This window comes from Glycomyces dulcitolivorans (genome assembly GCF_003265355.1).
GTDB classification, from domain to species: Bacteria; Actinomycetota; Actinomycetes; order Mycobacteriales; family Micromonosporaceae; genus Glycomyces; species Glycomyces dulcitolivorans.
Genome location: NZ_QFRW01000073.1, coordinates 18,273 through 30,123, shown reverse-complemented (window position 1 = coordinate 30,123; position 11,851 = coordinate 18,273). Strand labels below are relative to the sequence as shown.

General features: G+C 64.8%; 8 protein-coding genes. 2 read left to right on the top strand and 6 right to left on the bottom strand.

Annotated features, from left to right (window positions below; genetic code table 11):
• Positions 1-85: 85 nt before the first annotated feature.
• The gene (locus tag DI269_RS06075; RefSeq protein ID WP_112134215.1) at positions 86-412 is read right to left on the bottom strand and encodes a WhiB family transcriptional regulator; all 327 of its coding nucleotides are present in this window, start codon (positions 410-412) and stop codon (positions 86-88) included.
• A gap of 343 nt (positions 413-755) precedes the next feature.
• Between DI269_RS06075 and DI269_RS06070 the strand changes: the two genes are divergently transcribed.
• A complete protein-coding gene (locus tag DI269_RS06070) occupies positions 756-3,182 on the top strand; it encodes a penicillin-binding protein (protein WP_112134214.1) in 2,427 nt (808 codons plus the stop codon).
• Positions 3,183-3,262: 80 nt separating this feature from the next.
• On the opposite strand, the gene DI269_RS26815 is transcribed toward DI269_RS06070, so the two are convergent.
• From DI269_RS26815 to DI269_RS06050, 5 genes are all read right to left on the bottom strand, one after another.
• On the bottom strand, positions 3,263-3,925 hold the full coding sequence (locus DI269_RS26815; RefSeq protein ID WP_157974789.1) for a hypothetical protein: 663 nt from the start codon (positions 3,923-3,925) through the stop codon (positions 3,263-3,265).
• Positions 3,926-3,955: 30 nt separating this feature from the next.
• The gene (locus DI269_RS06060) at positions 3,956-6,436 is read right to left on the bottom strand and encodes a glycoside hydrolase domain-containing protein (RefSeq protein WP_112134212.1); all 2,481 of its coding nucleotides are present in this window, start codon (positions 6,434-6,436) and stop codon (positions 3,956-3,958) included.
• Between the two features lie 48 nt (positions 6,437-6,484).
• Positions 6,485-7,015 (bottom strand): peptidoglycan-binding domain-containing protein, encoded by a 531-nt coding sequence (locus tag DI269_RS06055; RefSeq protein WP_157974788.1) that lies wholly within the window; start codon positions 7,013-7,015, stop codon positions 6,485-6,487.
• A 72-nt stretch (positions 7,016-7,087) separates the two neighbouring features.
• Positions 7,088-7,222 (bottom strand): hypothetical protein, encoded by a 135-nt coding sequence (locus DI269_RS28575; protein ID WP_269814141.1) that lies wholly within the window; start codon positions 7,220-7,222, stop codon positions 7,088-7,090.
• Positions 7,215-11,057, bottom strand: a complete 3,843-nt coding sequence (locus DI269_RS06050) for a golvesin C-terminal-like domain-containing protein (RefSeq protein ID WP_112134210.1) — start codon at positions 11,055-11,057, stop codon at positions 7,215-7,217. The genes DI269_RS28575 and DI269_RS06050 overlap by 8 nt, the downstream gene beginning before the upstream one ends.
• A 507-nt stretch (positions 11,058-11,564) precedes the next feature.
• Between DI269_RS06050 and DI269_RS26810 the strand changes: the two genes are divergently transcribed.
• Positions 11,565-11,795, top strand: a complete 231-nt coding sequence (locus tag DI269_RS26810; RefSeq protein WP_157974787.1) for a hypothetical protein — start codon at positions 11,565-11,567, stop codon at positions 11,793-11,795.
• Positions 11,796-11,851: the final 56 nt, after the last annotated feature.

Genomic DNA, 11,851 nt, shown 5'->3' with positions numbered 1-11,851 from the left:
CAGGGGCGCGGACGTGAACGGGCCCGGACGGCGATGCCGTCCGGGCCCGTAAGCGTGTCGTGGCCGCCATTGGGCGGCCTGCCGGTCAGAAGTTGATGTTCACCGGTATCCGGCGCCGGCTGCTCCTGCGAGCGTTGCGCTGCTCCTCCTCAAGGGCGACTTCGAAGATCGCCCTCCATGAACGGACGTCGGCGTGCTTGCGCAGCAGCGCCCGCCGCTCCCGTTCGGTCATGCCGCCCCAGACTCCGAACTCGATGCGATTGTCGAGTGCGTCTGCGAGGCATTCAAGCCGGACTGGACATCCCCGGCATACCTTCTTCGCATTGTTCTGCTCGGCCCCTTGAACGAACAAGGCGTCAGGATCACCATCCTGACAAAGCGCCTTGGTCGTCCAGTCGATCAGCAGTCCCATATCTGCATGACCTCCCCGTGAGATCTACCCTTCATACCCCCCGACGACTACAGTCGAGTGACCTCTCGATCACACAACGTCGCCGTCAGAACGGACCCTACACCTCTTGTAAGTGTTTGACTACTCTCCGAGACGAAAATCGGACTCCATGGGACGGCATCACCCCTACGGTTCGCCATGCGAATGCGACTCGCGATAATAACGATTCCAATACGGGGGCACCCTCGATCCGCGTTCGCGGCGTACCACTCTCGGGCGCCGTTCACTCCGGTTCCCGCGGCCTTGCTCAGCACAAGTGCCCGGCAGTCCCCGCGCTTCCCGACGTCCGTTCTAATCTGAGGCGGTGGAGACCTTGAAACGCGACCGCAGTCCCCTCGGGGATGCCGTAGCCCTGCTCGTCTGCGGCATCCTGGCCGGGATCCTCGCAGCCGCGGCCGCCTTCCCCCTCGCGGGACTCTTCGGCATGGCCGCCGAGAACAGCATTCAATCGTTCGAGTCGCTGCCGACGGAGCTCACCCAGCCCACGCTCCCGCAGACGTCCTATGTGTACGCATCGGACGGCGAGACGCTCATCACCTCCTTCTATGAGGAGAACCGCCGGGAAGTCGCCCTCACCGACGTCTCCCCGCTCATGGTCGAGGCACTGCTCGCCGCCGAGGACTCGAAGTTCTACGAGCACAACGGGGTCGACTGGGCCGGCATCATCCGGGCCGCGGTCGCGAACCAGGGCGGCGACTCGCAGGGCGCATCGACGCTCACCATGCAGTTCGTCCGCAATACCCTGATCTACTCGGCTTCAACCATCGACGAGGTCATCGCCGCGTCCGAGGACACCTACGAGCGCAAGCTCCGCGAGGCCCGGTACGCCATGGCGATCGAGGAGTCCATGTCCAAAGAGGACATCCTTGAGGGCTACCTGAACGTGATCTACCTCGGCAACCAGGCGTACGGCGTCAACGCCGGGTCCTGGGCCTACTTCAACAAGGCCCCCATCGACCTCGAACTGTGGGAGGCCGCGACCCTCGCGTCGCTGCCGAAGTTCCCCTCCTACGCCGACGGCCTCCTCGACGGCGAGGGCGACGACCAGCAGATCATCGAGCGCCGCAACTGGATCCTCGACCGCATGGCCTCCCTCGGCTCGATCACCCAGGCCGAGGCCGACGCCGCCAAGGAGCAGCCGCTGGGCCTGGACCCGCGGCCCGTCCGCAGCGAGTGCGTCGACGTCGCCACCGCCAACTGGGGCTTCTTCTGCGACTACTTCAAGGAGTGGTGGGGCAGCCAGGCCGTCTTCGGCGAGACCGAGCGCGACCGCATCTCCCTGCTCAAGCGCGGCGGCTTCAAGATCGTCACCTCGCTCGACGCCGACCTCCAGAACGCCGCGACCGAGCGCCTCGCCGACGAAGTCGACGTGGACGACCCCGCCACCCTCGGATCGGTGACCATCACCCCGGGGACGGGCCATATCAGGGCCATGGCCGTCAACCGCGTCTACAGCCTCGACCAGACCGACAACGGTCCACGGACCGACGGCGACGACTCAAAACCCTCGAACTACCCGAACACCACGATCCCGCTGCTGTCGGGCAACAGCGAGGTCACCGGCTACCCCGCAGGCTCGACGTTCAAGATGTTCACCCTGCTGGCCGCGCTCGAAGAGGGCTGGCCGCTGCGCACCACGATCCCCAATCCGTCCCAGTACATCTCGCAGTACCCGGCGGGCAGCGACGCGGACCCGGACGTTACCTGCTCCCGCGGAGGACGGGACGTCTGGTGCCCCAAGAACTCCATCTCAGCGTCGGCGCCGCTGAACCTCTGGAGCATGTTCGGCCGCTCCTCGAACACCGGGTTCGTACAACTCCAGGAGATGGTCGGCACCGGCAAGGCGTACGACGCGGCCAAGCGTGCCGGCATCTCCTTCTACTCCCCCGGCGGCGTGGTCGCCGCTGAGGAGAACGGCAACGTCGACGACTACGGCTCCTTCACACTCGGCATGGACCCGACGACGCCCCTCGACATGGCGGAGGCCTACGCGACGGTCGCCGCAGGCGGCGTCCACTGCAACCCGCTGCCGGTCATGCAGGTCATCGACGCGACCGGCGAAGAGTGGACCGAAGCTGCTGCGCCGCAGTGCGACCAGGCGTTCTCCGAAGAGGTCGCGTACGCGGCCGTCAGCGCCGGGCGCTGCGTCGTCGGCCAGAACGCCGAGGGCACCCAGTGCTCGGGCAACGGCACCGCCGCCGCCTACACCGGCGGGTTCGACCGGCCGCTGTTCGGCAAGACCGGTACCGCCGAGTCCGACCGCTCCTACTGGTTCATCGGCTCGACCCCCAACGCCACCACCGCGACCTTCGTGGGCGACACCGACGCGACCTTCCGGTCCGATGTCGCCAGTGAGTCGCTCAAGGGCTCGGTGAAGGAGGTCGGCGTGTGGATCCTCAAGAAGGCCGTCAAGGACCTCGACGAGGAGGGCTGGCCCAAGCCCACCGACGACATGGTCAACGGCAAGAACCTCACCTCGATCCCCTCCGTCGACTGCATGGACGCCGACGAGGCCCGCTCCCGCGTCGCGAACGCCGGGTTCGACGCCTCCATCGCGGGCGGCCAATTCGCCTCCGACTGCAAGGAGGGCGAGGCCTTCGGGACCTCCCCATCCGGCTCCGCTCCGGGCGGCGCCCCCGTGTACATCCTCGTCTCCGACGGCTCCGGTTACGAGGAGGAGCCCACCGGCGACGAGACCACCGGCGGCCCCGGAGGCCCCGGAGGCGACTGACCCGCGGCCCTGAAGGGCCTGCGCAGCAACGGGAGGGGGCCCGCGCCGTACAGCGCGGCCCCCCTGTGCAAGTTGTGGATCTAGCTCGATGCGATGATGGCTTCTTCACGGCGGGTGAGACTGAGTCCGAATGACCGGGAGTTCTTGGGATCCGGCGCCACCGCTTCCCCGATGTCCTCGGCCAGACCGGAGCTCGTCGGCGCGACCGCGATCTCGAAGTGCGAGTCCTTCGCCGGATCCAGGTGCTGGCCCCAGGCGATGACACCGCCGAAGTCGTCGAGGATGTTCTCGATGATCGCGATCTCGGCGGGGAAGAGCCCGTCCCCCGCACCGATCGGGAACAGCGTTGGGCGGATCTCCACCGCGGTGCCCGAGAGGTAGTTCGATTCGAACGGCGCGTCAATCGCAGGAGATACCCTGTGCCCCAGAATGTCTCCGGGCTCGAATTCGACCGCGAGTTCATAGGCGTAGCGCCGGATGAAATGCGTCAGCACCACCTGCGGCAGTCCTTCGGCGAGAGCGACCTCTGCGTTTTCAACGCCCTCGACTTGAACCGGGGCCGCGCTTCCGAGAATGGGCCAGCCGTTCGCACTGGTCCTGCCGACCCACCGGCCGGAGTCGTCGAGCCCCGTAGGCGGGTCGGCGAACGCAGGGGCTGCTCCGGAGAGACCGGCAACGCCGCCGGCCAGTCCGCCGTAGATCAGTCCGCGTCGGGTCACGGTCAGCGGCGCTGTCTTGTTCATGTGTCACTCCTGATCAGCAGGGGAATCGGGTTAGAAATCACCGTTGGACATCGCGATCATCCGGTCGACGTATCCGGAGACGAACCCGTCGAGCTCTGCCGAGGCAAGTTTGTGGGGAAGCTTGTCGATCTGGCCCTGAGCCGTCCCGACCTCAAGGAGGAGTTCCTTCCTCCACAGGTCATGGACATCGGTGGCATCGCTGTCGATCTGACTGACCTCGACGAACTCCTCGCGGAGGGACGCCGTCATTTCCGCGGCGGTCCCGCCGACGAAGTAGCCGATCGCGTCGGTGAGCGAGTACTCCCAAGCCGACCGGAGTGCGGCGTTGTACAAGGGCCGCGCAGCGCTCTCATCGCCGGGCGGAATCGAGAGGTACCTGATCATGCGACCGTAGTTCGTCGCCATGTAGTCGGCGACCGTCAGGAACGAGGGCACCTCGAACCGACCCATGTACTGCTGGCAGAAGTCGAATCCCGACGGGTATTCGCCGCGTCGGTTTCTCCATTGGTTGTACAGTCGCGCCATGTCTCCGATCGGTCCTCGCCGGGTGCTGATCATCGGCTCGCCGCCGAACGGTATCGGCACGGTACGCATCACCGTCAATGGGCTGAGGGCTGCGAAAGCCTTGGCAAAGTTGACGTTCAGATCGTCGAAGACTTGCACCGCGGTTGATCGTCCGTTGCCGAAGACGCCCATTGCGTGCTCGACCCAGCCCTTGACGTCCAGCAACGGAAGGGCACGATCGACATCTCCAGCTGAAGGATCTCCGTCCAGCGCCTCGCCGAACTGCGACTGCTTCAGATAGAAGTGCGCCAGCACGTTCGCGTTCCAGTTCCGGCCGGTGTCGTCCGTCGAGTCGGGATCGAAATGGTCGACCCAGCCGCCACTGAAGATCGCATCGTAGATCGCGTCCAGTCGGTCGAGGTACTCCTCCCGGCTCGTATCGACCTGGACGTGGTCCACGCCGAGGACGGAGTCGTACCGGGCGATGTTGCTGTCGAGGCCGAACGAATCCGAGGAGCTGACGACGAAGTTCGCCTCCTTGATCTGGTTGAACACCCAGTTCGGAGGAAGCGGATAGCCCTGGTTGCCCGAGAACCCCCATGACATCCCGGAGACGAAGGACCACTTCGCGAGGCCGGCGGCCGAGACCCGGATGCAGACGTTCCGGGATCCGTACACCCCGGCGGTGTACCTGCCGCCCTGGGATTGCAGCCCCTCGCGGACTCCTCGGAAGTACGGGAGGATGTTGGAGGTGACCTCGGAGTCGAGTGCGTCGTAGTCGACCGCGAAGTAGATGCAGGTGCCGGCCTCGAAGCCGTACTCGACGGCTTTCAGGTGCGCCTTGGTGGCCTCGTTCACGCCGTTCGCGTAGGTGAACTCACCGATGGCGCCGCCGTAGTACTGGGAGATCGGAAAGCAGTGCAGACCCGCGCCGAAGATCGATTCGAGTTCGCCGTCCTGGATCCACTTGTAGAGCCAGTCCTCCTCCGGGATGCGCTCGGTGTCCTCGTCGAGGTAGCGGCCGACGGTGCGGTATCCGGCGCGGTAGAGAGCAGCGCCGCGTGAAGGCGTGATCTCCGAGATGCAGTCGGATGCGATGCGACGGTAGAGCCGATCGGGATTTCCGGAGGACACGAGAAGTTGGGCCCAGGTGTCGAAGTCAGCGCTGCCATTCGCATTTGCGAGTTTCGAGAACTTCTGGAACCCAGTGACGAAATCCGTGACCTCCTGGGTGTATTGCATGCGCCAGTCGATCGTGTACTTCGTCCCGTCGAAGTAGCCCTCGTTCATGAGGCAGGCCGCGACGAACAGCGCGGTGATGGGAGCGCTGTAGTTGGTCTGCGACAGCTGGAAGGGAGCCGTTTTCAGCCCGGCCTGTGTTCCGGGGCCGAAGAGCCCGGTGATCTGGCTCGGAGCGATGCCGATCTCCGCCTGGATTCCCATCATCAGCGACTGCTGGTAGTTCCTGGACGGCAGTCCGTCGGTGGGGCAGATGCTGAATGCGGGGATGTCCACATAGTTGAGGTTGAGGTGCTTCTGCGCCAGCCGAAGCCAGTCGTTGCCGCCGTCGGCGAGTTCATACGGGTCGGTGGTAAGAAGGGCCTTGAAGACCTTCGGGGAGACGAAGCTGCCGGACACCACGCCTATGTCGGCGCGGAGTGCATAGATCGAGTCCGCGACTTCCTGATCGATCACGCCGTCCGTGTATCCGCCGCTGTACCCCTTGCACCACAGGCCGTGCCGCACCAGGTTGCAGATGTTGGGGCTGGTCGTCGACATCCCGATGTCGCCCCAGCCTTCGAGCAGCGACAGCGTCGTCGGCCCGAAGACTCCGGAGACCTGTGCGGGGTACTCCGCAGAGGTGAACAGGACATGCTGGAGCCCCATGATGAGCGACCGCATCGTGCCCTGCCCGACGACGCCGTCCTCATCACAGGGTATGTATCCGGCGACACCTTCACATAGGTCGTTCACCCAGATCTGCGCTTCTTTGACCTTGATATCCATGGATTCCTCCGAGTGCGTGTGTTGATGTACGCCTACTGCCGACCCGGGCTAGAAGCTCATCGCCTTCCAGAGGCCCCCGTCGCACCTGTCCTGGAAGTACCAGTAGCCGTTGGTGGTGTCGCGCTTGAAGTAGGTCCTCGGACTCCCGTATGCCGGGTGCATTCCCGACACGTAGTAGCCGAGGACCGTGGTGGAGTCGTTCGCCGGGTAGCGGACGAGCCGGTCGTACACGGCCCCCCAGGTGTTCGAGCCGACCCATCCGTCGGCGGTCACGTCGAGGAGGTCCTGGTACTCCTCGGTTCCGGCGGCCGTGTTGGAGCCGAACGCGCCGTCCACGAACCAGCAGCCGTAGGTGGGGTAGCAGCCGACGTTTCCGCAGTCGCCGTAGACGTTGTTGAGCACGAGGGTCTGCCAGGCCCGGACGACGTTCCCGTTCCTGGTGCAGCTGCTGCTGTTGCAGAGTTCGGGGTTGTCCGACCACGAGTGGGTGACGGTTCCGGCGGATGCGGTGGTCGCAGTGGCGAAGAGCATTGCAATGGCCATGGAGGAGACCAGGGCGATACGGATCAGTTGTCGCATAGAGACCTTCCTTCGAATGAGCGATGTTGGCGGAGGCGCGCGGTTCTCGTCTCCGTACGGCCGGGATCTCGGTCAGTCGGGGAAATCCAGGTTCACCCAGAGCCAGATCACGAAGGCCAGTGTCGCCGCGAACACGACCGCGGCATAGATCAGGCCGATCCATCCGCATGTCATGAAGCTGAACCTGCTGCGGTCGTCCTCAGACACCGGCGATCACCATCCCGTTCTCGACAGCGGGCACGTATCCGTCTATTACGCCGAGGAGGTTGGGGTGCATGGATTCTCTGCTCGGATTGCTGAAGTCGCCGAAGTCTCCTGGTCCAGTCGTCTCGAATATCCCGGTGTTGAAGTACAGCGGATTGTCGTCTCCGTTGCAGATCTCGTGACCTGCAAAGGATTCGATCGCGGATACATAGGAGATCTCGCTGTCGAGGCCGTCGACGATGTTGACCATGCCGGTCCGCAGCTGCTGCGCCATGTCGTAGAGGAGTATCGACTCGGCGTCATCGACAGTGATCTTGCCGTCGGAGTAGAAGCACTGCTCGAAGGGGTCGTCCGAGAACAGGCTCGGGTATCCGACGAGCAGGATCTCGGCGTTCGGGGCACGCGATCTGATCTGCGGCAGCAGGTCGGCCACCTCGTCCAGTGCCGACTCCACATCCGATTGCATGAGGGACTCGTTCTCGGCGGTGGCGCAGTTCGGGTTGCGGAAGTCGACGCATTCGTTGACATGTGCGGAGAATTTCGCGTCGTTGCCGCCGATGGAGAGCATCACGAGCGTGGTGTCGGCGCTGAGCACACCCGAGTAGAGCTGCGGGTACTCGTTGAACTGGCCGCTTTGGCGATCGTCACCGCCTCCGGGTTCCCAGTAGTCGGGGAACCGGTCGAAGTCGGTGGCTCTCGCCCCTGAACAGGCGACGAACTGGAAGTCGATGCCGTTGTTGTTGACGTCGGCATTGTCGCCGAAGGAGTAGTTCCAGCCGGGTGGTACCACCTCGCGCGGCCAGGCGTCCTTGCTTCGCCGGCAGGCGTTCCACGTGCGGAGTCCGTAGTCGCGGTCGGTCTCGGTGTAGTAGTTCCCGGCGCCTTCGCCGGAGATGAAGGAGTCACCCATCGCGACGACCATGTGCTTGGGTTTGGCCGGCAGGGGCGCGAAGGCGACCGCGTCGTAGGTGATCCCGTCAAGCCCGAGGCCGTCCGCGGTCTGGTTCGAGAGGGTGACCGACTGCGGTTGGGCCGGGTCGAACTCGTACGCGCCGATCTCGACCCAGGTGTTGGCGCGGATGACGGTGTTCAAATACCGGTCCCGGGTGCCCAGAGTCGTGCCGTGGACCTGGTACGGGGCCTGCTGGGTGTGCGACTGGCGCGAGGGGATGTGGACGTAGACCTTCGCCCAGCCGTCGATGCGGTCGGCGGTGTCGAGTTCCCACGTTCCAGTGATCTCCATGGCCGGTTGGGATTCGTTGCGGGTATGGGTGAACCAGAAGTGGCCGCGGTAGCCGCCGCCAATCTGGTGGAGATCGATCTTCGACGGGTAGGTCGGAGGGTCCGTTGCGGCCGCGGGGAACTCGAACGAGAACGTGCCGGACTGCGACACCGGCGCGCCGGAGCATGAGTTGGGTCCGCCTTGGGTCTCCGCGACGCTGTCGATCACCCGGATGTAGCCGCTGCTCGGGACGTTCGGTGAAGCGCAGTTCGGCGCGAACGAGGTGTAGGTCGGCCTGGCGGGCTCGGGATCTCCCGCCTCGTACTCCAATCGCTCGGTGCCGCAGTAACTTGGGCAGATGTTCGCGTCGACGGGAAGATGCCACCAGCAGTGGAGGTGGCTGTAGGCGCAAGGCCCGGGTTCCGTCTTGAGGCAGTCGCCGGTCTCGACCTCGCACAGGCCTTCGTTCCAATCGCCGCCGACGTCGCAGTTGTTCCCGGACGGAGTGCAGAACGCCCCGAACTCGGGCAATGCGGCGAGACCGGTGACGCCGGAGGCGTTCAGGTACGCGGCAGGGTACTCGCCCGTCCCGAAGTCGTAGCGCCGCAGCGGATCGAAGGAGAAGCCGATGACACGCTCGGGGTAGGACCACAGATTCGGGTGCTTGGAGTTCCCGTACCCGAAGGAGTCCGCGTCCCAGTTGTCGGGGAGCCCCTCCCAGTCGTCGGGAATGTCGTGGGTGAACAAGAACATGTCGCGGCCCGGCATGTAGACGGGGTTGGCCGGATTATTGGCCCAGCCGACGCCCCATTGGCCATGGTGCTGGTCCTTCTCGCTCTCCGGGTAGAACCCCGTGTTGTAGGCCCACAGCGCGAACCACCAGTTCTGGAGGTAGGTCGGGTCGCCGTCGTCCAGGATCAATCCGGCCTCGCGGGTCTGGTTCCACTTGTCCTGGAGGATCTGGAGGCCTGCGGCGATGTTGGAGGCGTAGTCGACGGTGATGAGCCGCTGCTGGAGTTCGGTGTACACGGTGTCGTCGCGGTGCATGCCGGTGGTCACCTGTGCGATTCCGTATCCGCAGTCGACATCGTCCCAGTTCACCTCCCAGAGCGTGTCGCCGTCGGCGGTCCGGTTGCCGTAGAAGCCGCCTTGGTGGATGTTGCCCGAGTATCCGTCGGCGGCATGGTTGGAGGCGTGCCAGCCGTTGGATTCCTGGGCGATGATCCCGAACATGATCTGTGCGGGAACGGTGCCGCCGCCGTCCAGCGCGACCGGAGGGAACTGGACCTGCGGGGCGAAGGCGGGCAGGCCGAGGTTGTTCCAGTCGGCGGGGCGGCTCTGGGTGAGGGCACCCCGGACCGCGAGATCGGTCGCCCACTCGACCTGGGCCGCGTTCGGCTGGTACGACATCAGGTTCGGGTCGTTGCGCGGCATCGCGCAGGACCTGTCGGGATCCCAGGGTACGGTCGCGGGGTCTTCGGCATCCAGAGCACCGAATGCGGCGTCTTGGGAGAGCTCCTCGGCGAGTGCTGGTGAGATCTCGTCTGCGCCGGTCGTCGCGTCGAGTGGCACGATCGCTTCGACCGCGCTGCCTTCAGCGGTGTCGTAGACGAGCAGGTCGGCGGTCTCGTCAAAGGCGACCGATCCGTCGGCGTTCAGCTCGGATGCGACCACGGCCATACCGCCGTCGCTGGAGAGTTCGACCCCCACCGGAACGTCAGCGGTCCCCCAGCTCCCGGGAAGGTCCTCGACTTCCACCGCATCGGCGAGTCCTTTGACGAGCACCTCTCCCTCGGCACTGCGGTGGAGGTCGATCTGGCCGGTGACAACGCGCGCGAGCTCGGTCGCCTCGCCGTCCGCGTACCGCACGGCCGCGGTGGCTTCGCCGTCGAGCACCAGGAAGCCCAATCCGCCGTCGGCGTCGACATTGAGGTCGAACGCGGCGGCACCAGTGCTGAGCAGCGGTACGGCGGCGCCCTCGCGGTCGATGGCCACGATCTGCCCACCGCTCACCGCGGCGAAGCCGTCCCCGTATGCGACAGGAGACGACAGCTGCCCGTCGACTTCAACCGCTTCGATCTCGGCGCTCTCGATGTCGACTTCCTGAATCCGCGTGCGCGCCACTCCGTCGTCCCCGATGAGCGCGGAGAGGACGGCGCCCTCCTCGCCGCAGGAAGGGTTGTAGTAGGCGAGGCTGGTGCGTTCGTCGAGTTTCGACACGGCACCGGTCTCCAAGTCCACAACCGCCGCGAACGCGCCTGCGTACATCCCTGCCGGCGCATTGGTGTACTCGCGTGGCGCATAGACGACCACGGCGTGGCTCCGGTCGTCGGTGACGCAGTACTGACCGATCCAGCGGTCGGTGCCGAATCCGGGTTCGACCAGCATCGCGACTTCGGTCCACGCCTCGGGTGACGCCGCGTCGGCCGTCATCAGGTGGAACCCGTTCTCGTCTCCGTTCCCGGTGATCCCGATGTCATCCGAATCGGCGGAGACTTGGGGTGCGGGAGGCACTTCGGACTGGACGGGAGCCGCGTTCGCGGCGGTCGTACCGACCACAGTCGCCATGGCGAAGGTCGAAGTGAAGACGAGGTTCTTCAGTTTCCGGGAGCGCAACAGTCCTCCTGCGAGCACACCTCAGCACGCGATCGGAGATCACGGTTGAATCGGTGCTATCAAGTCTGGGGAGAGCAAGCGGACCGGCCGAGGAGACTTCGGCACCGATGCCGAGCCAGTCTCCCCATGCGATCCGGACGGGGTGAGCAATGGGGGTTCGCGATGTCACCGGCGGTCCTCCTCACCGTCGGCGTCTTGCGAGTTGGGTGCCCGCGGCACTCGGCTGCAATCAAACTATCCAGATGATCACGTTCAGTCAACAAGCATGTTCGATTCCGAACATGCTCCAAGAACACACTGGTGGGAGGCTCACCGCTGCCTGCCGCGGACCGCCGCAGTCGGCGGCCCGGGTCGCCGTGCCATCGAGTCTGGTCGATTTGGGCAAGCGCTGTATCTGTTCGACATGCTACGATGGACAAACATCACATAGGCTGTATTTCGATGCCCCCATCTCGACAATCAGTGCAGAGGTTGATCGTGAATCCCATCCCTCCAGGACCCTCTCCTTTGTTCTCCAAGACGGATTCTGAACTGTTGAGCTGCATTATCGCGGCACCGTCCCATCAGGTCGCCGCTGAATGGCTCGGCTGTTCTGCCACGCACCTACGTCGCCTGCTGAAACTGATGCGGGAGCGATTCGACGTCGAAAACAATCTGCAATTGATCGTCCTCGCATCGGTTCACGGCGCGATCGATCCGAGCAAGGTCCTGCCGCACTCGATCTCCTCCGTGGCTTGAGGACCCGACTTCATGGTCTCAGCGCTCACCACCGATGGCACTCGCATTTCCCTGTT